General features: G+C 69.4%; 19 protein-coding genes, 4 tRNA genes and 1 pseudogene. 15 read left to right on the top strand and 9 right to left on the bottom strand.

Annotated features, from left to right (window positions below):
* Window positions 1–336: 336 nt before the first annotated feature.
* Both ACBJ32_RS34690 and ACBJ32_RS34685 read right to left on the bottom strand, forming a co-directional pair.
* Window positions 337–891 carry a DUF6461 domain-containing protein gene (locus ACBJ32_RS34690; RefSeq protein WP_375130630.1) on the bottom strand — a complete coding sequence of 185 codons (555 nt, stop codon included), beginning with the start codon at window positions 889–891 and terminating at the stop codon, window positions 337–339.
* Between the two features lie 561 nt (window positions 892–1,452).
* Window positions 1,453–1,617 (bottom strand): hypothetical protein, encoded by a 165-nt coding sequence (locus tag ACBJ32_RS34685; RefSeq protein ID WP_375130341.1) that lies wholly within the window; start codon window positions 1,615–1,617, stop codon window positions 1,453–1,455.
* Window positions 1,618–2,370: 753 nt separating this feature from the next.
* Here ACBJ32_RS34685 and ACBJ32_RS34680 point away from each other — a divergent pair.
* The 3 genes and pseudogenes from ACBJ32_RS34680 to xerC form a co-directional block, all read left to right on the top strand.
* Window positions 2,371–2,577, top strand: a complete 207-nt coding sequence (locus ACBJ32_RS34680; RefSeq protein WP_020545593.1) for a cold-shock protein — start codon at window positions 2,371–2,373, stop codon at window positions 2,575–2,577.
* Window positions 2,578–2,932: 355 nt separating this feature from the next.
* Window positions 2,933–4,360, top strand: coding sequence for a DEAD/DEAH box helicase (locus ACBJ32_RS34675; RefSeq protein WP_375130340.1), 1,428 nt, complete (start codon window positions 2,933–2,935; stop codon window positions 4,358–4,360).
* Window positions 4,361–5,129: 769 nt separating this feature from the next.
* Window positions 5,130–5,855: pseudogene (gene xerC, locus ACBJ32_RS34670) on the top strand (tyrosine recombinase XerC); the annotation flags it as partial.
* 232 nt (window positions 5,856–6,087) lie between these two features.
* Here the strand turns inward: xerC and ACBJ32_RS34665 are convergent.
* A tRNA-Lys gene (locus tag ACBJ32_RS34665) sits at window positions 6,088–6,163 on the bottom strand.
* A gap of 49 nt (window positions 6,164–6,212) precedes the next feature.
* On the bottom strand, window positions 6,213–7,367 hold the full coding sequence (locus ACBJ32_RS34660) for an acyl-CoA dehydrogenase family protein (protein WP_357892849.1): 1,155 nt from the start codon (window positions 7,365–7,367) through the stop codon (window positions 6,213–6,215).
* Between the two features lie 90 nt (window positions 7,368–7,457).
* Between ACBJ32_RS34660 and ACBJ32_RS34655 the strand changes: the two genes are divergently transcribed.
* Window positions 7,458–7,745 carry a PspC domain-containing protein gene (locus ACBJ32_RS34655; RefSeq protein ID WP_357892847.1) on the top strand — a complete coding sequence of 96 codons (288 nt, stop codon included), beginning with the start codon at window positions 7,458–7,460 and terminating at the stop codon, window positions 7,743–7,745.
* Here the strand turns inward: ACBJ32_RS34655 and ACBJ32_RS34650 are convergent, their stop codons facing one another.
* Window positions 7,746–9,026: an MFS transporter gene (locus ACBJ32_RS34650; RefSeq protein ID WP_357892845.1), complete on the bottom strand. Its 1,281-nt coding sequence runs from the start codon at window positions 9,024–9,026 to the stop codon at window positions 7,746–7,748.
* Window positions 9,027–9,136: 110 nt separating this feature from the next.
* Window positions 9,137–9,487 (bottom strand): metallopeptidase family protein, encoded by a 351-nt coding sequence (locus tag ACBJ32_RS34645; protein ID WP_185100311.1) that lies wholly within the window; start codon window positions 9,485–9,487, stop codon window positions 9,137–9,139.
* 93 nt (window positions 9,488–9,580) lie between these two features.
* Here ACBJ32_RS34645 and ACBJ32_RS34640 point away from each other — a divergent pair, with 93 nt between their 5' ends.
* From ACBJ32_RS34640 to ACBJ32_RS34600, 9 genes are all read left to right on the top strand, one after another.
* Window positions 9,581–11,083: a metallophosphoesterase gene (locus ACBJ32_RS34640; RefSeq protein WP_357892843.1), complete on the top strand. Its 1,503-nt coding sequence runs from the start codon at window positions 9,581–9,583 to the stop codon at window positions 11,081–11,083.
* Window positions 11,084–11,156: transfer RNA gene (locus ACBJ32_RS34635), tRNA-Glu, on the top strand. It begins immediately after the preceding gene.
* Between the two features lie 97 nt (window positions 11,157–11,253).
* Window positions 11,254–11,328 (top strand) — tRNA-Asp (locus tag ACBJ32_RS34630).
* 5 nt (window positions 11,329–11,333) lie between these two features.
* A tRNA-Phe gene (locus tag ACBJ32_RS34625) sits at window positions 11,334–11,410 on the top strand.
* Window positions 11,411–11,957: 547 nt separating this feature from the next.
* The gene (locus ACBJ32_RS34620; RefSeq protein ID WP_375130339.1) at window positions 11,958–12,725 is read left to right on the top strand and encodes an SDR family oxidoreductase; all 768 of its coding nucleotides are present in this window, start codon (window positions 11,958–11,960) and stop codon (window positions 12,723–12,725) included.
* A gap of 104 nt (window positions 12,726–12,829) precedes the next feature.
* Window positions 12,830–13,720: an ABC transporter ATP-binding protein gene (locus ACBJ32_RS34615; protein WP_375130338.1), complete on the top strand. Its 891-nt coding sequence runs from the start codon at window positions 12,830–12,832 to the stop codon at window positions 13,718–13,720.
* 11 nt (window positions 13,721–13,731) lie between these two features.
* On the top strand, window positions 13,732–14,427 hold the full coding sequence (locus ACBJ32_RS34610; RefSeq protein ID WP_375130337.1) for an ABC transporter permease: 696 nt from the start codon (window positions 13,732–13,734) through the stop codon (window positions 14,425–14,427).
* A gap of 3 nt (window positions 14,428–14,430) precedes the next feature.
* Window positions 14,431–15,579 (top strand): sensor histidine kinase, encoded by a 1,149-nt coding sequence (locus tag ACBJ32_RS34605; RefSeq protein WP_375130336.1) that lies wholly within the window; start codon window positions 14,431–14,433, stop codon window positions 15,577–15,579.
* Complete coding sequence (locus ACBJ32_RS34600) at window positions 15,572–16,213, top strand: response regulator (RefSeq protein ID WP_375130335.1); 642 nt, start codon at window positions 15,572–15,574, stop codon at window positions 16,211–16,213. Before ACBJ32_RS34605 ends, ACBJ32_RS34600 begins: the two co-directional genes overlap by 8 nt.
* A gap of 88 nt (window positions 16,214–16,301) precedes the next feature.
* On the opposite strand, the gene ACBJ32_RS34595 is transcribed toward ACBJ32_RS34600, so the two are convergent.
* Entirely contained in the window at window positions 16,302–18,341 is a 2,040-nt protein-coding gene (locus ACBJ32_RS34595; protein ID WP_375130334.1) for a cellulose binding domain-containing protein, read from the bottom strand.
* Between the two features lie 182 nt (window positions 18,342–18,523).
* Between ACBJ32_RS34595 and ACBJ32_RS34590 the strand changes: the two genes are divergently transcribed.
* Window positions 18,524–19,099 (top strand): class I SAM-dependent methyltransferase, encoded by a 576-nt coding sequence (locus ACBJ32_RS34590; RefSeq protein ID WP_375130333.1) that lies wholly within the window; start codon window positions 18,524–18,526, stop codon window positions 19,097–19,099.
* Between the two features lie 2 nt (window positions 19,100–19,101).
* The gene (locus ACBJ32_RS34585) at window positions 19,102–19,959 is read left to right on the top strand and encodes a fructosamine kinase family protein (protein ID WP_375130332.1); all 858 of its coding nucleotides are present in this window, start codon (window positions 19,102–19,104) and stop codon (window positions 19,957–19,959) included.
* Here ACBJ32_RS34585 and ACBJ32_RS34580 read toward each other — a convergent pair.
* Complete coding sequence (locus ACBJ32_RS34580; protein ID WP_375130331.1) at window positions 19,956–20,753, bottom strand: hypothetical protein; 798 nt, start codon at window positions 20,751–20,753, stop codon at window positions 19,956–19,958. The two genes, ACBJ32_RS34585 and ACBJ32_RS34580, sit on opposite strands and share 4 nt — an antisense overlap.
* A gap of 150 nt (window positions 20,754–20,903) precedes the next feature.
* Window positions 20,904–21,392 (bottom strand): hypothetical protein, encoded by a 489-nt coding sequence (locus tag ACBJ32_RS34575; RefSeq protein WP_375130330.1) that lies wholly within the window; start codon window positions 21,390–21,392, stop codon window positions 20,904–20,906.
* Window positions 21,393–21,573: the final 181 nt, after the last annotated feature.

Here is a 21,573-nt window from a genome sequence, read left to right as displayed (position 1 = left end):
CCTTGGGAATGCGCACCACCAGATTGGAAGATTTCGGCTCATGATCCCCTGACGTGCTCCGGCTCTGGTCAGATGCCGGGCGGCCCTGCCCGCGACTCCCCGTGATTCCCCCTTGATCACCACCCCACCGGGGCACGCAACGGGCACGCCCGCCAACTGGCGACGGTTTTACAGCGGGCTGACGTCTCCGGCTACATCAGTTTTCTGACCTCGGGGTGCGGCTCAAGTCCTTCCCCTGCCAGTGAAGATCATCCCGGATATATCCCGCAAGGCAACGCCAGCCACGATCGCCCCGGGAGCCGCGGATCTCTTGGGAGAGAGGGCCTTCCCTCGTGATCAAGAGCCGATGACGCCGACAAGCAGGGGTCTGTCAAGGATTCTCGGAGTGAACACCACGCCGGTGATCTTGGCCGCCAGTAAAAATGCCCGCGAGATCCTGTTGGTGTACATGTCATCCCACGTCGCCTCCCATGCCTCTTCATCCAACTCCTCCGGAGGCAAGCCGGTTTCACGCATAAGCTCGTTGATCCGGTCCGGGTCGCTGCCCCACCGAGTGCCTGGCAGGTGCGGCGTGAAGCTAGTGACGACCTTGCCATCTACCACGTACCTGAAGCCGTCCTCCGCATAATCGTGCCGTCCGACGGCCACCACCTCACATCCCCGAGACAGCCCGGTCAACGGCTCGGCCAGCTGCGCCTGGAAACCCCGCAGTTCAACGGCCACGCTCCACTCGCCGACCTGGACGACTCCGACATAGTCGTCGTCGGTCATCCCTGCCGACTCCCAGACCTTGACACAGAGTTCATGGAAGGTCATCTCCCGCCCTGGGCGTCCGCCCCCGAAGCGGTGCAGCACCTCGGCAGGCTCGAGCCCGCGAAAAAGGACACACAGAAGATCTCACCAAGCAGATCGTCGCGGTCTCCTGGCGAGGCTTCCAACCAACGGAACGGGACGAGAGGATCGGCCACCGCAACCTCCTTTGAGGGTTTTGCAGCTCATGACCGTTCTCGGCGGTTCACGGCCGTTGACCTGGGAGCATAGAGTGCTCCATGCCGAGAAAGACCTTGATCATTGCACGCATATTGCACGCCTCCTGAGGTGCCCACTCCGTAGCCAGGTCACGACGAACGCCTCTGGCCGGGAGCACTCCGTCCTTGGTCGATCGCCTCCGCGGCAGAGAGCCACCCGGTGACCAGGGCGCCACTGTGGACCTCGTGCCGCCCACTATCGAAACGTGTCCTCTTGTGTCGCGATGTCATGCGTTGCCCGTGCTCAAAATGTCCGAGGATGCCGCCCGGTGGTATGCCGTATCAGGTGCCGATGAGCATCCACCGAGCAACCGTGCAACGGTTGGCATCCCTTGACCATGCGCACTTCTCGGCTGGCCGGGCGGTGTGGCCACGCGAATCCCGCTGGTGGGGATCGCTGGCCGCCAGGCATGGAAGGGCTGGTTTACTCGGCTGTAAGGCCGGCGTCGTTGGGCCGCTTGATGAGGCCGGGCTTGCCCTGGTGTCGTTCCTGGAGGTGGGTGAGGCGCTGGGTGAAGGCGCCGGCGGCTGAGGAGAAGTGCAAGAAGGAGTTGGCTGCCGCCAGCCCGGGGAGGTCCTTGATGGGCATGGCCACCCTTGACGGTAAGGCGGAGCCGGAGGCCATGCCTGGCCGGCGGCGCCGTGCCGTGGCAGGGACAGGATGGTGGCCGGGCTCCTGGTCACGGTGACGGTGGCGGGCGGCGGGTTCGTGGCGCTCAATAGCGCGGGCGTGCGCGAAGGTGCCGGTCCCACGCGGTGGCCAGCGCCTTGCCCCCGGCCACCGCCACGGTGGCCAGGCAGACGCTGAATGACACCAGGGACGCGGACGGTGAGCTCGGCTACGGCCCGGTGACCAGATACTCAACCGGCCCACTCGACCCCTAGCCAGCATCAGAGCCATGACTGGGCCTCCGGACCTCCCGCCAACCGTAACCCGGGGCGGCCAGACCGCCCCCCCATGCCCGGCCTCGACCGGGCCATGCCACCGACCCCGCCGTGGTTACCGGCTGAGGATCAGGCGCCAACTTCTCCGGTACCCGAGCCACCGGCAGCCACGTCAGTCTCGCCCAAGTGGCGTTCCTCGTCACCCGCCGCAGGCAACGCTCGAGTCTCAGCGCGGATGATGCCGACGTTGGCGGGGGGCATGCGCAGCACAGCCACACGTGTGCTAGATTGGGCCTAGTTGCAGTTGTGGTACCCATAAAGACTTGTGTGCACCTGACGGTATGTGGCCTCAGGTGCATTTTTGTTTTTCCGGTCATCTCCGGGTGTGGTCCTATCGCGGCGACGCGGGATCCGTTGGATGCGGATTTCGGCTTTGCACCCATCAAAGGAGATCAACATGGCTTCTGGCACCGTGAAGTGGTTCAACGCGGAAAAGGGCTTCGGCTTCATCGAGCAGGACGGCGGCGGCGCCGACGTCTTCGCGCACTACTCCAACATCGTCGCCAACGGCGGCTACCGTGAGCTGCGCGAGGGCCAGAAGGTGGCCTTCGACGTCACGCAGGGCCAGAAGGGCCCGCAGGCCGAGAACATCGTTCCCGCCTGACACTGACGCACCACGTAGCCGGGGCCTGCGCCGCAGGGCGCGGCCCCGGCACGTTGCTTTTTTGTGGCATCCATCGTGCCGTGATGGCTCACAACCCGAGAAGCACAGCGTGGCTGTTCTTCCGCCGCGCACCGGATGCACCACCGATGGCTCCGGTTCGGGCACAGGCCCGCTCCAGTCCTACGGCGCGGCAGCACAGCCGCGTTCTTTCGGCGAAAGCCGACCATTTCGACGTACGAGTCCAGGCCGTTCCCGCCGGTTCGACTCGTCTTTTCTTCGGCTCGTGCTCGCTGTTCTTGTGCCGCTCATCGCACCGAGAACCACCTGACACGTGCCGCATCGAGGAAGGTTCTGCATGAACCACGCAACTCGCGCGCACGATCGCAACTCTTCGCCCCGGACGGGCGGCTCCGCCCGAAGCAGGGGCGGCCGATTCGGCTCTCGGGCTCAGGGCCGTTCAGGCGCCTCCAGTTGGGGCGGCAACGGGCGGCGTCCCGCCGCGGTCCAGGGAGAGTTCGCGCTGCCGGTCACCGTCACCCCGGCCCTGCCCGCAGCCGCGACGTTCGCTGAGCTGAGCATGCCGCCCGCGCTGCTTAAGGTGCTCACCGGCCTGGGCATGAACGAACCGTTCCCGATCCAGGCGGCCACGCTGCCGAATTCCCTGGCCGGCCGGGACGTCCTGGGGCGGGGGCGCACCGGGTCGGGCAAGACGCTCGCCTTCGGCCTGGCCCTGCTCGTCCGCACCTCCGGACAGCGGGCACAATCGCGGCGACCGCTTGCCCTGATCCTCGTCCCCACCAGGGAACTGGCCCAGCAGGTCACCGATGCGCTCACGCCGTACGCCCAAGCACTGAAGCTGCGGCTGGCCACGGTCGTCGGCGGCATGTCGATCGGCCGCCAGGCCCAGGCGCTGCGCAACGGCGCGGAGGTCGTCGTCGCGACCCCGGGACGGCTCAGGGATCTCATCGAGCGTGGCGAGTGCCGCCTGGACCAGGTCGGCATCACCGTGCTGGATGAGGCCGACCAGATGGCCGACATGGGCTTCATGCCGCAGATCACCCACCTGCTCGACCAGGTGCGCCCAGGTGGCCAGCGGATGTTGTTCTCCGCCACTTTGGACCGCAACGTCGATCTGCTGGTCCGCCGCTATCTGAACGACCCGGTGGTCCATTCGGTCGACCCCTCGGCGGGCGCGGTCACCACGATGGAGCACCACGTGCTGCACGTCCAGGGCGCCGACAAGCAGGCCACCACTGTGGAGATCGCTGCTCGCGACGGCCGGGTGATCATGTTCCTGGACACCAAGCACGCTGTGGACCGGCTCACCGAACAGCTGCTGAACAGCGGAGTGCGCGCCGCCGCGCTGCACGGAGGCAAGTCCCAGCCCCAGCGCACCCGCACCCTCGCCCAGTTCAAGAGCGGCCACGTCACGGCGCTGGTGGCGACCAACGTCGCGGCCCGCGGCATCCACGTCGACAACCTGGACCTCGTCGTCAACGTCGACCCGCCGAACGACCACAAGGACTACCTGCACCGCGGCGGCCGCACCGCCCGCGCCGGCGAGTCCGGCAGCGTCGTCACCCTGGTGCTGCCCAACCAGCGCCGTGACATGACCCGCTTGATGGCCGACGCCGGTATCGTCCCGCAGACCAGCGAGGTCCGTTCGGGCGAGGCCGAGCTGAGGCGCATCACGGGCGCCCAAGCTCCCTCAGGCATCCCCGTGACCATCACCGCACCGGTTGCCGGTCGTCGGTCGGGACGGAACGGCAGACGATTCCGGTAGCAGCTGATGGCCGCTCGCTCAAGGCTAGGTAGTTAAGGCTTTTGAGCTGTTGGCAAGAGCGCTGAAGAGATTGGCCGGGCGGTGTAGAAACCCGGCCCGACCTTGCGGATGGAGTTGGCTGCTGGCCCAGCGAGACAGTTGCCGGTACATGAGTGTTGAGGGTGACCTCGCGGAGGTGGCGGGCGATGTCCCGGGCTGGTCAGAACCTGTTGTTGTCTGCGGCGCTCGGCCGGGGCGATGGACGACCGGCTCAAGGTCGAGAAAGATCGAGGATAGGAGATCTACCTGATCTTCGCTGGACGTAGATGCTGTTGTTGCCGTCGTCTCACGTGACCCAAGCGTGAGGTGAGGGCGATGGCATGCGCTCAAGATCCCGTGGTGTATCGGCGTTGTGGCTGCGCCGACGCGGTGACAGGCAAGCGGCTGGGAAACCGCTGCGCCCGGCTGACGGATCCCGTCCATGGCAGCTGGTACTTCGCCGTTCAGGTGACGGATGTGTCCGGTCGGCGGCAGCGGCTGCGCCGTGGCGGCTTCCCCACGGCCGAGGCGGCGCGGCAGGCCGTCCGCGATCTCGCCCAGTCGCTGGAGGCGGCGCCTGTGACCGGGTACTGCACCGTCGCCCAGTGGCTGCGCTACTGGTTGTCGGTGGTTGAGCAGCGGATCCGGCCCACCACCTACAAGGCTTACTGTGACCACGTCCGGCTGTTCCCTTATCCCGTGCCTCGGCCTGATCCCGCTCCGCAGCTTGTCGAGGCGGCACGTCGTGAGAATGTTCTCCGCTGTGGCCCAGCGCCGCACCCGCTACGGCAAGCCGATCAGCGCGGCCACCCTGGAAAGGATTCGCGCGACGCTGCGGGCCGCCTTGAACGAAGCCGTCCGGGAAGACGTGATTCATGACAACCCGGCTCGGGGGCTACGGCTACCGTCGCCACGCCGCGTCCACCCCCTGGTGTGGACCCCACGGCGGGTGGCCGCGTGGAGGCGCACCGGTGAGCGCCCCGCCGTGGCGGTGTGGACGGTCGAGCAACTCACCGAGTTCCTCGCCTTCGTCCGTGACGACCGACTATTGGCGCTGTGGTGGCTGATCGCTCTGCGCGGTCTGCGGCGCGCCGAGGTAGCCGGCCTGCGCTGGATCGACCTCGACACCGACCGGCGCGAACTCACCATCACCTGCCAGCTCGTACACACCGACCACGGCCTGTTCCCATGCCCGCCGAAGAGCGCCTCCAGCCAGCGTGGGATCGCTCTGGACATCGACACTCTCCGGCTGCTGTACCGCTACGAACAAGCCCAGCGCGGTGAAATGGGCACCGCTTGGTCGCCGTCAACTCCGATGTTCACGCGTGAGAACGGCAGGGCAATCGATCCCGACTACCTCAGCTACCGCTTCCACAAACTCGTCCTGGCCAGCGGACTTCCCCCGGTGCGGCTGCACGACCTGAGACATGGAGCCGCGACGCTGGCCCTGGCAGCAGGAGCGGATCTGCGCGTGGTGCAGGGCATGCTCGAACATGCCAGCATCGTGCTCACCGCCGACACGTACACGTCGGTGCTGCCGCAGCTGTATCACGACAGCGCCCGGGCCACCGCCCGGCTGGTCCTCAAAGCGGCTCGCGACCGCGCGCAAGGTGAACAACGCCCGCCCTGGCACGTGACTCACATGTGTCTCACCGTGACTCACGATCGGACGACTCGACTACACAATCGCGGGAAACCCCAGGTCGGAGTGGTAGGGCGCCCGGGGCTCGAACCCGGAACCTACGGATTAAAAGTCCGCAGCTCTGCCAATTGAGCTAACGCCCCTCGCACCAGCAAGGGTACAGAGATTACCGCCCTGTCCGCGACGCCTCCATCACCGGTAAGCCGCCATCCCCGTGAGCGCCTCCCCCAGCACCAGCGTGTGGATCTCCTGCGTCCCCTCGTACGTCAGGACGCTCTCCAGGTTGTTCATGTGCCTGATCACAGGGTACTCCAGCGTGATCCCGTTCCCGCCCAAGATGGTGCGAGCCTGGCGGGCGATGTCCAGGGCGGCCCGCACGTTGGCCAGCTTGCCGAAGCTGATCTGCCGGGGCTCCAGCCGCCCCGCGTCCTTCAGCTCACCGAGGTGCAGGGCCGTGAGGCCGGCCTGGGCCGTGCCGACGTACATCCAGGCGAGCTTCTCCTGGGTGAGCTGGTACGCGCCGATCGGCTTGTCGAACTGGACGCGGGTCTTGGCGTACTCGACGGCCGCCTCCAGGCAGGCGCGGGCGGCGCCGACGACGCCCCAGACGATGCCGAAGCGGGCCTCGGAGAGGCAGGAGAGGGGGCCGCGCAGGCCGGTGACGCCGGGGAGGGCGGCGGAGGCGGGCAGGCGGACGTCGTCGAAGTACAGGGAGGAGGTGACCGAGGCCCTCAGGGAGAGCTTCTTGTGGATCTCAGGGGCGGAGAAGCCGGGGGTGGAGGTGGGGACGACGAAGCCGCGGATGCCGTCGTCGGTCTGCGCCCAGACGACGGCGACGTCGGCGATCGAGCCGTTGGTGATCCACATCTTGGAGCCGTTCAGGATCCAGTCGGAGCCGTCCTTCTTGGCGTACGTCCGCATGCCCGCGGGGTCCGAGCCGTGGTCGGGCTCGGTGAGGCCGAAGCAGCCGATGGCCTCGCCGGCGGCCATCCGGGGCAGCCATTCCGCCTTCTGCTCGTCGGAGCCGTACTTCCAGATGGGGAACATGGCCAGCGAGCCCTGCACGGACACGAAGGAGCGCAGGCCCGAGTCGCCGGCCTCCAGCTCGCGGCAGGCCACCCCGTACGACACCGCGTCCGTGCCGGCGCAGCCGTACCCCTGGAGGTGCATCCCCAGCAGGCCGAGGGAGCCGAGCTCGGGCGCGAGCTCGCGGGCGGGGAAGACGGCCTGTTCGAACCAGTCCCCTACGTGGGGGAGGACGCGGTCGGCGACGAAGGACCTGACCGTGTCGCGGATGAGCCGCTGGTCAGGGTTGAGCTTGTCGTCCAGGCGCAGCAGGTCGTCCATGGCGGGTCCTCTCGTGCAAGGGGGACTACCAGGGTTCTACCAGGGGCAATCCTGATGTGCGAACACCGGGCCGCCGGGCAGTCTTGAGGCATGAGCGAATACAACGTCAAGAAGCTGCGTCGGACGCACAAGGGCCGGATCATCGCGGGTGTCTGCTCGGGCGTCGGCGCGTACGTGGGGATCGACGCCAACCTGGTCCGGATCGCGCTGGCGATCGCGACGCTGTTCGGCGGGGCCGGTGTCGCGCTGTACGCGATCGGCTGGCTCCTCATGCCGGACGAGGAGCACGAGACCTCGATCGTCCAGGACCTCATCAACAAGCAGCAGAACAAGGCCACCTCGACCGACTGGAGCGGCGAGCACAAGCCGCAGCAGTGATCAGGCGGTGGCCTCGGCACGCACCCGGGCGGTCTTGTCGCGGGACTCGGTCCAGACCAGGGCCAGCACGGCCGCGCTGATCACCCCGGCGATCCCCGCCAGCGCGACCACCGGCTCGGGGCCGAGTCTCTCCGCCGCGAACCCGCCCACCAGGATGCCGATGCCCTGCACGGCCATCAGCCCCGACTGCACGAGGCCGAACGCCTGCGCGCGACGTTCGGCCGGTACGTACTGGACGAAGGCGGCGTTGGCCGCGAGCTGGTACGCCCCGCCGATCCCCGACAGCACCCACGCCGCCAGCACCACGGCCAGCGGCGGGCGCACCGCGGTGACGATCAGGGGCGCGCAGCTCAGCATGGCCATCCACCCCATGAGCCGCAGCCGCCGCGGCGGCGAGACGAACCTGCTGAACAGGAACGCCCCCACGACCGTCCCGGCGGGCATGGCCGCCATCAGCAGCCCGGTGATCACGGGTACGGGCAGCGTGCCGTCGGCGAGCCTGGCCGCGTACGGGGCCGCGATGCCCTCGGGCAGGATGTAGAACCCGCACAGCCAGGCGAACAGCACGAGCGTGCGCAGCTTCGGCGAGCCGAACACGAGCCGGGCGCCGCTCGCCGTCATCGACCACATGGACGGCTTCGACGCGCCCGCGCCGGCGGGCCGGCGGCGTACGCCCGAGGCCAGGATCAGCGCCGACCCCAGGAACGTGGCGGCGTCGAGGGCGAGCGCGCGGTACGGGCCCATGGTCGCGATGAGCGCTCCGCCGGTGGCGAACCCGAGCATCTGCACGGCCTGGTTGGTCATGTTCTGCAGCGCCGAGCCGATGACGTACGCGTCGCCTTCGAGCACCTCGGGCAGCAGCGCCGCCCGAGCGGCCGAGAACGGCGCGCTGAGCAGCACGACGAAGAAGACGAGCGCGCACAGCGCCCAGAACGGCACGCCCGGCACCGCCATCACGCCCACCAGCGCGGCCCGGAGCAGGTCGCAGGCCAGCATGACGCCCCTGCGCGCGAACCGGTCGGCCAGCCCGGCCAGCAGCGGCCCGCCGACGATGGAGGGCAGGTACGTCAGCGCGTACACCGCGGCCGTGGCCAGCGGCGAGCCCGTGCGGTCGTAGACGAGCACGGCGAGCGCCACCTGGGCGAGCTGGTCGCCGAGGAGCGACAGGCCCTGGCCGTACCAGAGTGCCCGGAACTCCTTGACGGCGATGACTTCCCGATATGTGACTTGTCGTGCTTCTCCGGCACGGCGATGCCGTCCCGGCGGCCGTCGCGCCCGCATGGCCCCCACTGGACTCCGCTGTGCCTGACTCAGGGTGCTCGCTATGTGACCTAAGGTGCCCGACCGGTGGGGTTGACCGCAACCGAAAGCAGCCAACCAAAAGCAAAGGGTTACCAGCCCAATTCGTGAAGTCGGGCGTCGTCGATGCCGAAGTGATGCCCGACCTCATGCACGACCGTGATGCGGACCTCGTCGATCACGTCTTCCTCGGTATCGCAAATTTCGCATATGGGATTGCGGTAGATCTCGATCCGGTCGGGCAGAACTGCTGAGTACCAGTCGCCACGTTCGGTGAGGGGGACACCGGTGTACAGGCCGAGCAGGTGGGGCTCCGGCGGGTCATCGACGACTGTGACGACGACATTACTCATGGCACGCGTGAGGTCCGGCGGAATCGTGTCCAAAGCCTCGGCCACGAGCTCCTCGAACTTCTCCCGCGAAACCTCGATCACACCTGCCATTCTGCCTCGCCCGACAGGTAAGCAAGAAACCGTATGAAGTTCGCGCACAGGTCAAAGGCAGTTCTCCGATCACGCGGCGCGAGGATCGCGGCTGTGCTCCTCGTGGCCGCCGTGGGTGCCTGGCTCGGCATCTTCCTCAGCGGCACCGTACGCGCCCAGGTGGGCCCGGTGGAGACAGGAATGTCACTCCGCCCGGCCTGGGACGGCGAGACGGTCGTGGACGCCAGCCCGCTCGGCACCCTCACCTTCCAGACCCACAGCGCCCCGCTCAGGCTGCGCATCACGCTCGAGAACATCGACCAGGAACGCGCCAAGTCCCTCCTGGAGGACCCGCGCATCGCCGACCGCCTGCCGGGCGTGATCGAGCAGGATCTCCTGGACGGCGTGCGCGCCCTCGTCATCCGCTCACTGCTCTGTGCGGGCGCCGGAGCCCTCATCGCGGTCCTCATGGTCTTCCGCCGCCCGAGAACGGCTCTCGTGGGCCTTCTGGCGGCCTCCGTGGCCCTCGCCGCCACCGGGGCCCTGGCGGCCCTCACGTTCCGTCCCAGCTCGCTCGTGGAGCCGCGCTACTCGGGCCTGGTCGCCGCCGCGCCGTCGCTCGTGGGCAGCGCGGAGTCGATCGTGACGCGGTTCGAGTCGTACCGCTCCCAGCTCACCAAGCTCGTGACGAACGTCTCGAAGCTGTACGACACGGTCTCGACCCTGCCGCTCTACGAGGCCAACCCCAAGACCATCCGCGTCCTGCACATCTCCGACATCCACCTCAACCCCATCGCCTGGAACGTCATCCGCTCTCTCAAGGACCAGTTCGCCGTGGACCTGATCGTCGACACGGGTGACATCTCCGACCACGGCACGAAGGCGGAGAACAAGTTCGTCGACGAGATCCGCACCCTCCAGGTCCCGTACGTGTTCGTGCGCGGCAACCACGACTCGATGACCACCCAGAAGGCCGTCGAGAAGCAGAAGAACGCCGTAGTCCTGGACGACACCTCGCAGCAGGTGGCGGGCCTGACCATCTACGGCCTCGGCGACCCCCGCTTCACCCCGGACAAGTCCGTGACCGTCGACTCCGACCCGGCGGCGCTGGCCGAGTTCGGCCGCGCCCACCGGGCCAAGGTCGGCAAGGCGGACCTGATCGCGGTGCACGACGGGGAGGTCGGGAACGGCTTCTCCGGCGCGGCCCCCATGATCCTGGCCGGCCACACCCACGAGCGCCGCACGACCGTGTTCCCGACGGGCACCCGCATGCTCATCCAGGGCTCGACGGGCGGCGCGGGGCTGCGCGCCCTCGAACACGCCCAGCCCACGCCGGTGCAGGCCTCGGTCCTGTACTTCGACAGGGAGACCAGGCGCCTGCAGGCGTGGGACGACATCACGCTGGGCGGCCTGGGGGAGCAGTCGGTCTACATCCAGCGTCACGTGGAGCCCGACCCACAACGTATGATTTCCCCGGAGCCAACGACCGCCCCGTCGCCAACGGGAACGGCCACTGGCACCCCCGCCTCGCCGGCCGCCGGTCCGCCACTTTGGCATCAAGGGCAATCGTCCCCTATGCTTCAGAGGTCCCCGACGGAAGGCGACAGGGAAACCTAAGCCCCCATCGTCTAGCGGCCTAGGACACCGCCCTTTCAAGGCGGCGGCACGGGTTCGAATCCCGTTGGGGGCACCGCGAGCGCCTAGCGCACCCGCAAAACGGATGGTCGAAGGCCACCGAAGAGCTGGTAAGCTAAGCGAGCGCAAACAGAACGAAACGCAAGACACAAGGTCCTGTAGAGCAGTTTGGAGTGCTCGCCACCCTGTCAAGGTGGAGGTCGCGGGTTCAAGTCCCGTCAGGACCGCTCTGGGTCAGGTAGCTCAGTTGGTACGAGCGTCCGCCTGAAAAGCGGAAGGTCGGCAGTTCGACCCTGCCCCTGACCACCAGCATTGACTTGCAAGAACGCCCCGGACGGATCATCGTTCGGGGCTTTTTGATTTCCACTGACAGCAACGTCGTGATGAGGGGTTCCGGAAGGTGACGCTCCGGCGCGCTTCGACATCATCCGGACGATTCTCGAAGAACATCATGTGACTGTCGTGTTGAGGTGAGTGCCGGCCTGGTGCTCCAACGGATCGGCCCTTCCTCCTGCCCGCGAGGTGACGGACGCTGAGAGGCTGCAACGCCCCAGCTGCTGATGATCGCTCCTGGTCACATATTCGCTGTGTCCGGGCGACGTACGTCCGTAGGATCCGTGCATGACGGACGAGAACGAGCGTGCCGTGCAAGCAGCCATCGATGGTGAGTTGCGGCTGCTCGATCCTGAGGTGCGTGCTTCCCCGGCCGTTCGGTGAAGGCGGGGTCTCGGCGGCGACATGACGATGTGGCCGGCCGCGTCGCCGTACGGGGGCGAGGGATCCTGAAAGAGGTGGAGCGGCGCCGGAGCGGGTAGGGGTGGCGGGCGTAGGGGATGCCTGCCTCGAGGAGGCCCGCATGGCCGGTACGGTCGCCGTCGTCACCGGAGCGGCGCGCGGGATCGGGCGTGGGATCGCCCTCGTGCTCGGCGAGGCCGGGGCGACCGTCTACGTCACCGACCGCGAGAGCCGCGAGCAGCGCCACTCCGAGCTGCCCGGCACGGTGGAGGACACCGCCGAGCAGGTGGGCGAGCGCGGCGGCACGGGCGTGCCCGTCCGGGTCGACCACGCCGACGACCGGGCGGTGGAGGCGCTGTTCGCCCGGGTGCGCGCCGAGCACGGCGGGCTGGACCTGCTGGTCGCGAACGCCTGCGCCGGCAACGCCCTGCCCTTTCGCGGCGGCCCGTTCTGGACGCTCCCGCTCGACCACTGGCACAACATGATCGACATCGGGGTGCGCAGCCATCTCGTGTCAGCGTGGTACGCCGCGCCGCTGCTGATCGAGCGGGGCGGCCTGATCGTGCTCACCGGTTACGCCGACCCGGACGCCGAGGTGATCGCCGGGCACCTCTTCTACGACCTCGCCATGACGGGCGTCAGCCGCCTGGCCCGCTTGCTGGCCCACGACCTGCGCCCGCACGGGGTCACGGCGCTGGCCGTCTCGCCGGGGTTCACGCGTACGGAGGCGATCCTGGCGGAGCTCGGCGGGGACGTCACGGAGGGCGACAGCGTGGAGTTCCCCGGGCGGGCGGTGCGTGCCCTGCTGGAGGATCCCGAGGTGGGGCGGCACGCGGGGCGTACGCTGCCTGTCGCCGCGCTGGCCGAGGAGTACGGCTTCCCGAGGTGAGTGTCCATCCACCGTTCGGTGGATTCGCGGGTCAGCATCATCCCCCGCCGGTTGTGGCTGACAGGTCGATTCGGCGAGAGGGGCCTGAACAGCATGCTTGAGCCATGGCAATCATCGAGGTCACGGACCTGCGCAAGGCGTACGCGGGCCAGACGGTTCTGGACGGGGTGTCGTTCTCCGTGGAGGAGGGCGAGATCTTCGGCATCCTCGGCCCGAACGGCACCGGCAAGACCACCACCGTGGAGTGCGTGGAGGGCCTGCGCCGCCCCGACAGCGGGACGATCGGGGTGCTCGGTCTCGACCCGATCAGGGACGCGCGCGAGGTGCACGAGCTGATCGGGGTGCAGCTCCAGCAGACCCAGTTGCCGGAGAACCTGAAGGTGTGGGAGGCGCTCGACCTGTACGCCTCCTTCTACGCCCGGCCCCGTGACTGGCGGGAGCTGCTGGAGGAGTGGGGGCTGGCGGACAAGCGGAACGCCAGGTTCGGCAAGCTGTCCGGCGGTCAGAAGCAGCGGCTGTTCATCGCGCTGGCGCTCGTGGGCAACCCGAGGGTGGCGTTCCTGGACGAGCTGACCACGGGGCTGGATCCGCAGGCCCGCCGGACGACCTGGGAGCTGATCAAGCGGATCAGGGCCAACGGGGTGACGGTGGTGCTGGTCAGCCACTTCATGGACGAGGTGGAGGAGCTGTGCGACCGCGTCGCGGTGCTCGACCGCGGCAGGGTCGTGGCGATGGACACGCCGTCGGGGCTGGTCGGCGGCGAGCACCAGATGCGGTTCACGGCGCAGGCGCAGGACCTGGGCGACCTGGCGGGGCTGCCAGGGGTGACGGGGGTGTCCAGGACGGGCAACCGCGTGGTCGTCACGGGCAGGGGGGACTTCGCCACGGCAGTCACGGCGCACCTGGCCCGCCACCACGTGCTGGTCAGCGACCTGCGCATCGACAAACGCACGCTGGAAGACGCGTTCACCGCCCTGACCGGCCAGTCCTTCTGAGGAGATCGATCATGCTGAAGCTCGCCCTGGTGGAGACCAAGCTGCTCACCCGCGAACCGGGGGCGCTGTTCTCGCTGCTCATCCCGCTGTTCATCCTGGTGGTGTTCGGCAGCTCGATCCAGCCGGGAGACACCGTGCTGCTGCCGATGGCGCTGGCCATCGCCGTGGGGCTGGTGGGCCTGTACCTGCTTCCCACCACCCTGGCCACCTACCGCGAACGGGGCATCCTGCGCAGGCTGTCCATCACGCCGGTGCATCCGGGAAGCCTGCTGGTGGTGCAGTTGCTGCTCCAGCTCGTGCTGGTGGTGGCCGCATGCGGGCTGCTGATGGCCGTCGCGGGCACGGTTCTGGGCGCGCACCTGCCCGGCCTGGTGTTCTCCGGCGTGCTGGCCTTCCTGCTCGGTACGGCGAGCATGTTCGCGATCGGCTCGCTGGTGGCGGCCCTGGCGCCGAACGGCAGGGCCGCCAACGGGTTCGGCGTCCTGCTGTACTTCCCGATGGCCTACCTCGCCGGGCTCATGCAGCCCGTGGATCAGATGCCGGATATGGTGGCGCTCGTAGGGACATTCACCCCTCTGGGTGCTTTCGTGGAGAGCCTCCGGGACGTCTGGGCGGGTAGTGCTCCCAGCCCCGTGACGCTGGGCGTGATGGCCGCCTACACCCTGGTCATCGGCCTCGCGGCAACCAAGTTCTTCCGCTGGGAGTGAAGGATGGTCGGTCGCCTCGACCGATGGGAGCGGCTGCTGGAGCGGCAGCTCGCGGCTGCGCCGTACGTGCTGCTGGCGATCTCCACGATCCTCTGCCTGCTCACCGGCGGCCGGCCGTGGCTCACGGCCGGCCTGGCCGTGCTCGCCGCCGCGTGGCTGTGGCTGGTGCCGCGGGGCGCGGTCTACGTGGCGGGGCTGGTCGTACTGATTGGCGCGCTCTGTACGCAGAGCGTGTGGTTCGCCAGCTTCTTCGGCTTCACCGGATACCTCCACTCCTGGCAGTACCTGAAGGGCAAGTGGCGGTTCGCCGGAGTGACCGGAACGGCGGCGATCAGCAGCGCGGCCTACAGCGGCGGCCTGCCGGAGCCCACGCCGTTCTCGATCCTCACCTTCCTGTTCTTCACCGGCGCCATCGTGGCGGGGGTCGGGCTGTTCAGCTTCGTCGGCGAGATCACGGCCGAGCGCAGCGCCGAGCGCAAGCGCATGGTGACCCAGCTGGAGCAGACCATGCGGGAGAACGCGGGCCTGCACGCCCAGCTCCTGGTCCAGGCCCGCGAGGCAGGCGTGCTCGACGAACGGCAGCGCATGGCGGCCGAGATCCACGACACCCTCGCCCAGGGACTGACGGGCATCATCACCCAGCTGCAGGCGGCGAAGCAGGGCCAGGACTGGCGTCACGTGGACCTCGCCGTACGGCTGGCACGCGAGAGCCTGGCCGAGGCCCGGCGCTCCGTGAACGCGGTGGGCCCCGGCCAGCTGGAGGCGGCACCACTGCCCGAGGCTCTCAAGGAGGTCGTCGACCGGTGGCACGAGCTCCACGGGACACCGGCCGAGTTCACCGTCACTGGTACGGTCCGACCCATGCATCCGGAGGTCGAGGAGACGCTGCTGCGCACCGCGCAGGAGGCGCTGGTCAACGTCGCCAAGCACGCGAACGCCTCCAGGGTCGGGCTGACCCTGTCGTACATGGAGGACCTGGTCACTCTCGACGTACGCGACGACGGCATCGGCTTCGACCCCAAGCTGACGGCGTTCGGCCTGACCGCGATGTGCAAGCGAGTGGACCGGCTGGCGGGCACGCTGGAGATCGAGTCCGAGGCCGGCGCGGGCACCGCGATCTCGGCGAGCCTCCCGGCGGTGGCCCGTGGCTGAGCCCCGGATCCGGCTGCTCATCGCCGACGACCATCCCATCGTCCGCGACGGCCTGCGCGGCATGTTCGCCGGTGACCCGGGCTTCGAGGTGCTCGGCGAGGCCGCCGACGGCACGCAGGCCGTCGCGCTCGCGCAGGCGCTGCACCCCGACGTGATTCTCATGGACCTGCGCATGCCGGGCATGGACGGCGTCGCGGCCATCAAGGAGCTCGCCAGGCTGGGCAGCGCGGCCCGCGTGCTCGTCCTGACCACCTACGACACCGACCGCGACGTCATGCCCGCCATCGAGGCCGGCGCCACCGGCTACCTCCTCAAGGACACCGGCAGGGACGAGCTCGTCCGCGCCGTCCGCACGGCCGCGCGCGGCGAGGCGGTGCTCTCCCCGTCCGTCGCCACCCGCCTGCTCGGCCAGGTCCGTACCCCCGCCGACCCGCTGAGCGCCCGGGAGCTGGAGATCCTCCGGCTCATCGCCGACGGCGCGACCAACCGCGAGGCCGCCGCGCGGCTGTTCATCAGCGAGGCCACGGTCAAGAGCCACGTGCTGCACATCTACACCAAGCTAGGGGTCAACGACCGCGCGGCCGCCGTCGCCACGGCCTTCCGGCGCGGGCTGCTCACCGTGGAGAACGACTGACGGTGCGCCGTCATGGCGGGTGGAGCGAGGCGGCGGCCGGTCCGGAGCACGCGGCGAAGCTTGTCCGCGTGCTCCGGAAGGTGCAAGGTCACCGAGTGGTGCAAACCGTGCCGTTCAGGGTGAAGACCGACGGCAGCACGTTGGGGCCGCTGTAGTTCCCCACGAACCCGACAGTGGTCGTGGCCCCCGTGGCGAGCGACGGGTTGGCGGCCTCGTTGACGGCCTTGACGTCCGAGCCGGACTGCGTCCAGACGGCGCTCCACCCGCTCCCGAAGCTCTGCCACGACCGCGGCCAGCTGAACGACAGGGTCCAGCCGTTGAGCGGCGCCCCGTGGTTGGTGATGTCGATGGAGCCGACGTAGCCGCTGGCCCAGTCCGTCTGGACGGTCAGCTTGACGGAGCAGGAGCTGGCGGCGGGGGTGCCGGTGGTGAAGGTGAGCGGGGGAGAGGGGTCGGAGGCGGCGCCGCCGGTGTCCCTGGCGATCACGTTGATGGTGTGGCGGGTGCCGGGCTTGAGGTTGCGGACCGTGAACGTGGTGCCGGTGGTCTCGCCGAGCTGCTCGGTGATGGCGCCGTTCTGGCGGTGGAGCTCGTACTTGGCGATCGGGCGGGCGCCGGGCTCGGCGGCGGGCCAGGTGATCGTGGCGGTCCGGTCCGTGACGCCGGTGACGGCCGGCTGGCCGGGGGCGCCGGGGCGGCCCGAATGCACGGCGGACGGCTTGAGCACGACGGTGGTCAGGGAGAGGGGCGGCAACGTCTGGGTGGTGGCGGTGCCGGACGACGACGTGGTGATGCCGGTGGCGCCGTTCGTGTGGGACAGGACGGTGGGCGCGCCGGCGGCGGGGGTGAAGCCGGAGTAGCCGAGCTCGACCGGGTACGCCGTGTCGGACGAGGTGTTGATCATCAGGACGGCCAGGTCGCCGTTCGGGCGGCGGGCTGCGTGCGCGGTGACCTTCGGCTGGTCCGTCGCGGCGCGGATGAAGCGGTCACCGGGGCGGGCGAACCTGCTCATCATCTGCAGCGCGTAGTACGGCGCGAAGGGGGCGTTCAGCGCCGGTTCGCAGACGCTGCCGTCGGAGGTGCACGCGCCGCTCGACAGCAGGCCGAAGTCGCCGTAGTCGGTGTGCCCCTCGACCTCGGTGACGGTGCCGATGCCGTTGTGCACGTTCCACCAGTCCACCGTGAACACGCCGTTGGCCAGCAGCGTCGCGTACGCGTCGGCGGCGGCCAGCGCGCCCGGCTGGGTGTTGGTGCCGTTGCTGCTGGAGCCGGTGTTGAACTCGGTCATCGCGATGCCGATCCGCTCCGAGCCCGGCCCGGCGTACCTGGCGATCTGCTCGCGGGTGAGCTGGATCATGTCGGGGATGTGGCCGGTCCTGTCGAGGGCGCCGGGGTACCAGTGCAGGATGACGAAGTCGATCTTCGATCCGGTGGCGGAGAGCACGACCTGGTTCCAGGAGCCGCTGTCGCCCTCGGCCACGATGGCGTCGGGCCAGTTCGCGGGCGTGGTCAGCACGGCACCGATCTTGATGGTGGGATCGACGGCCTTCATCGCGTCGGCGTAGGCGACCACGTGGCGGGCGTACTCGTTCGGGCTCTTGTCGGCGTGGTCGTCCGCCTCCCAGGCCGTGCCGTAGTGGCCGTTGCCGTAGTTCTCGTTGCCGATCTCCCAGTACTTGACGCCGTACCCCTTGGTGATGTTGGCGTGGCGCACCCAGGCGGCGGCCTCCTCGGCGGTGCCGGTGCCGTAGTTGGCGGTGACCATCGGCTGCGCCCCGGTACGGCGTACGCCGCGCATGAACGTGTCGAAGTCGGTGTTCGGGGCCACGTAACCGCCGGGGGCGGTGTGGTCGGCCCAGTGGTAGATGTCGGAGTAGGAGCCGCCGGGGTAGCGCAGCAGCTTCATGCCCGCGTCCTTGAGCAGGTCGGCGGTCTCGTTCGTGCCCAGGTTGGTGTCCCAGATCGCGTGGTTGGTGCCGAGGCCCGTCTCGGGGACGGTGGCGAGCGCGGCGCGGGCGTTCACCGTCACCTCGACGGTGTCGGGTTCGTCCGCGTACGCGGCGGGAGCGTTCAGGGCGGTCAGCGTCAGCAGGGCCGCCAACGCGGCTCGCAGGGGGACTTTCGGCATCGGCGCACCTCGTGCTGGATTGCGGGTATTCAGCTCGACGCCTCCTCCTGACCAGGAAGCACCATGATCATGGGCGGTGGCCGCACGGGCGTCAATCGACGCTGAAACTTTCACGCCGGGCGGCGGGAGGACGTCGCGCCCCCGGCACTCTTGATCGCTATTGTCCGTGGGGGAGGTCATGAATGACGTTCGACCACAACGACCACTACCACCCCCGGCTCCTGCGCCTGGTGCCGGACGGCGCCAGATCGGCGCTGGACGTGGGCTGCGGCACCGGCAGGTTCGCGCGGCGGCTGGCTGGGCTGGGCCTCCAGGTGGACGCCGTGGACCCGGCCGCCGAGGCGATCGAGGCCGCGCCGCCCGCGCCCGGCGTGCGCTACCACCACGCCGACATCACCGGGATGGACCTGCCCGAGGGCCGCTACGACTACATCTCCTGCCTGGCGAGCATCCACCACGTGCCGTTCGGCACCGTCGCCAGGCTGCGGGACGCGCTGGCCCCCGGCGGCGTCCTGGCCATCCTCGGCTGCTACCCCGAGGTGAGCCGCACCGACTACGCCTGGAGCCTGGCCGCCGTCCCGGTCAACGCCGTCGCCAGGCTCGCGATGGCCGGCCGCGGCACGCCGAGCCCCGCCCCGGTCAAGCGTCCGGAGATGTCGCTGGCGGAGATCCGGCGGGAGGCGGCCGCCCTGCTGCCCGGGGCCACGATCCGCCGCCTGCTCTTCTGGCGCTACCTGCTCGCCTACCGGCGGAGGTGACGATGGAGCTGCTGCTGGCGCGGCTGCGCGCGGCGGGGTTCGAGGCGGAGTCCGTACGGGTGGTGCCCGGCGGCGTGGTGGCCTCGGCGGGCCTGGCGCGGCTGCGCGACGGGTCCCAGGTGTTCGCCAAGACGCTGCGTACCGCCGCCTCCGACCTGTTCGAGATCGAGGCGGCGGGGCTGCGCGCGCTGCGCGAGCTGGGCGGCGTCACGACCCCCGAGGTGCTGGCCGTGACGCCCGACCTGCTCGTGCTGGAGCCGCTGCCGCCGCGCCGCGACGACGACGAGCGGTTCTGGGAGGAGCTGGCGCTCGCGGTCGCCGGCCTGCACGCCGCCACGGCGGGCGAGCGGTTCGGCTGGCACCGGGACGGCTGGCTGGGCCGCCTGCGCCAGGACAACACCTGGGACGGCGACGGGCACGCCTGGTTCGCCCAGCGCCGGATCCTGCGCTGGCTGCCGGAGCCGCTGGTGGACTCGGCGCTGGACCGCGAGGAGCGCCTGGCGCTCGAACGCCTCTGCGCGGCCCTGCCCGACCTGCTGCCGCCCGCGCCACCGGTGCTCACGCACGGCGACCTGTGGCGCGAGAACGTCCTCTCCGGCCCCGCCGGCGGCCCGGCGCTGATCGACCCGGCCGTCTCCTACAGCTGGGCGGAGGCGGACCTCAGCATGTTGTGGTGCTCGCCGCGCCCGCCGGCCGCCCGGCGTTTCTTCGAGGTGTACGCGGCCACCGCCTCCCTGCCGGCCGGCTGGCAGGAGCGCATGCGCTTCTACCACCTGCGGGAGCTGCTGAGCAGCATCGCCCACGACGACAACGCCAGGGAGTGCGCCGAGGAGGTGCGGGAGATCGTCGCTCCCTTCTAGTTGTACCGATACAGCCTCGTGGCCTTGCGCCGGCCGTGGTCGAACACCGAGGCCCGGTACATGCTGATGGACAGGTCGCCGTGCTCGGCCTTGCCGCAGGTGCCGACGCCGGCGAGCTGGTGGATCTCGTAGCGGGTGGTCGGGTCCCCGGCCACGAAGTACTCGGCGCGGGCCTGGTACTCGTCGGCGGCGGTGTCGCAGGCGTAGACGAACGTGCTTCGTTCGGCGAAGCAGATGGTCGCGGCGGCCTTCGTCGAGGTGCACGTCCTGGACTTGGCGCGGGCGCCGGCGGGGGTGGTGCGGGTGTCCCGCTTGACCGGATATTTCGCGATATTTTGGACGGTCTTCCAGCGGCCGTACTTGACCCGCCGGCCGCCCGCGTACACGGCGGCGCGGAACGTCACGACCTTGCCGATCTCGCGGCTGCCGCGCACCTCGCCCTTGCGGCCCAGGTTGTGGATGACGTACTTGGTGCCGAGGTAGCCGTTCAGGTAGTACTCGACCGCGGGATGGCGGTGGTCGTCGGCCGTGTCCTCGATCGTGATGCCGGGGCGGTCGCTCCCGTCGGGGCCGACGCACGCCTCCGCGCCCTTGAGCCGTACGCACACCGGCTCGGCGGCGGCCGTGGACGTGGCGGCCGGTCCGGACGCCGTCCGGGCCGGCTCCGCGGTGGCCACCGCCTGGGGTTTCTGGATCGCCGGGCGGGGCGGCGAGACCGTGGCCGCCGCCCCGTCGGTGCTGAACGCGGTGGCCACCATCACGGCCGCCGCGATGACTGTGCGACGTAATGCCACAACCTCACCAGCCTCACCTGTCACAGTGCTTTTGCCTGGGTGAGACGCGAGGAAGGCGATGAAGGTTCCGGATCGTTCAGCGGACGTTCAGAAAGGGCCCGGTGCCGGCGCGCCCCCGAGCGAGGACACCGGCACCGGGAAGCGCAGGGGTCAGGCCTGCCGCCTCTTCGGCGTGAGGCTGGCCAGCAGCAGGAGCAGCGCGCTCTGGGCGAGCATGCCGGGGGCGAGCGGCGGCGCCATCCCGACCGACTTCGTCAGGGCGTTCCACCACTGGGTGAGCGGCGAGTACGAGTCCCACTGCGGATCCATCGCCCCCATGCCGTGGTTGACCGACACGTGCATGAAGACGCCGTACACCGAGGCGAGCAGGACGATCGCCGCGAGCACGCGCACGACGGTGACCACCGGCCCCGCGTCGCGCAGGAGGAGCAGCACCAGCGCGACCACCTGCAAGGCCAGGGCCACCCAGGGGATGAGCTGCGCGGGGCTTCCCCAGTGGCGTTCGAAGGCGAGCTCCAGCGCGGCGCCCACGATGCCGATCGCGACCAGCGCCAGCAGGCCGAGCCTGAGCAGCGGGGTGCCCGGGGCGGCGAGCCGGCGCGAATGCCGCGCGCTCGTCTGAGGGGGAGTTGAGGTCATGTGCGGGACCACCGTCCGATGCGAGGGTCTCTTCCGAAGTCGCCTCAAACGTCTCCAGGCATCCTCAGAGGAATCTGGGCGAATTCTGAAGATCTGGTGAGAAGTCATCAGGCGCAGCGGTGTCGCGAGGGGACGGCTGCACGACATCTGCACGACATCCGCACACGGGCCTGGTGGAGTG

It is taken from the genome of Nonomuraea sp. GTA35, assembly GCF_041950525.1.
Classification (GTDB): Bacteria; Actinomycetota; Actinomycetes; order Streptosporangiales; family Streptosporangiaceae; genus Nonomuraea.
Note: the sequence above shows the minus strand (reverse complement) of the source record. Positions and strands in the feature narration are given on the sequence as shown.

What these genes read in the sequence shown, in the direction of transcription:
- ACBJ32_RS34685 (WP_375130341.1), bottom strand. Translation starts at nt 1,617, where the DNA reads ATGCCCATCAAGGACCTCCCCGGGCTGGCGGCAGCCAACTCCTTCTTG.
- ACBJ32_RS34680 (WP_020545593.1), top strand. Translation starts at nt 2,371, where the DNA reads ATGGCTTCTGGCACCGTGAAGTGGTTCAACGCGGAAAAGGGCTTCGGC.
- ACBJ32_RS34675 (WP_375130340.1), top strand. Translation starts at nt 2,933, where the DNA reads ATGAACCACGCAACTCGCGCGCACGATCGCAACTCTTCGCCCCGGACG.
- ACBJ32_RS34660 (WP_357892849.1), bottom strand. Translation starts at nt 7,367, where the DNA reads ATGGACGACCTGCTGCGCCTGGACGACAAGCTCAACCCTGACCAGCGG.
- ACBJ32_RS34655 (WP_357892847.1), top strand. Translation starts at nt 7,458, where the DNA reads ATGAGCGAATACAACGTCAAGAAGCTGCGTCGGACGCACAAGGGCCGG.
- ACBJ32_RS34650 (WP_357892845.1), bottom strand. Translation starts at nt 9,026, where the DNA reads ATGCGGGCGCGACGGCCGCCGGGACGGCATCGCCGTGCCGGAGAAGCA.
- ACBJ32_RS34645 (WP_185100311.1), bottom strand. Translation starts at nt 9,487, where the DNA reads ATGGCAGGTGTGATCGAGGTTTCGCGGGAGAAGTTCGAGGAGCTCGTG.
- ACBJ32_RS34620 (WP_375130339.1), top strand. Translation starts at nt 11,958, where the DNA reads ATGGCCGGTACGGTCGCCGTCGTCACCGGAGCGGCGCGCGGGATCGGG.
- ACBJ32_RS34615 (WP_375130338.1), top strand. Translation starts at nt 12,830, where the DNA reads ATGGCAATCATCGAGGTCACGGACCTGCGCAAGGCGTACGCGGGCCAG.
- ACBJ32_RS34610 (WP_375130337.1), top strand. Translation starts at nt 13,732, where the DNA reads ATGCTGAAGCTCGCCCTGGTGGAGACCAAGCTGCTCACCCGCGAACCG.
- ACBJ32_RS34605 (WP_375130336.1), top strand. Translation starts at nt 14,431, where the DNA reads ATGGTCGGTCGCCTCGACCGATGGGAGCGGCTGCTGGAGCGGCAGCTC.
- ACBJ32_RS34595 (WP_375130334.1), bottom strand. Translation starts at nt 18,341, where the DNA reads ATGCCGAAAGTCCCCCTGCGAGCCGCGTTGGCGGCCCTGCTGACGCTG.
- ACBJ32_RS34590 (WP_375130333.1), top strand. Translation starts at nt 18,524, where the DNA reads ATGACGTTCGACCACAACGACCACTACCACCCCCGGCTCCTGCGCCTG.
- ACBJ32_RS34585 (WP_375130332.1), top strand. Translation starts at nt 19,102, where the DNA reads ATGGAGCTGCTGCTGGCGCGGCTGCGCGCGGCGGGGTTCGAGGCGGAG.
- ACBJ32_RS34575 (WP_375130330.1), bottom strand. Translation starts at nt 21,392, where the DNA reads ATGACCTCAACTCCCCCTCAGACGAGCGCGCGGCATTCGCGCCGGCTC.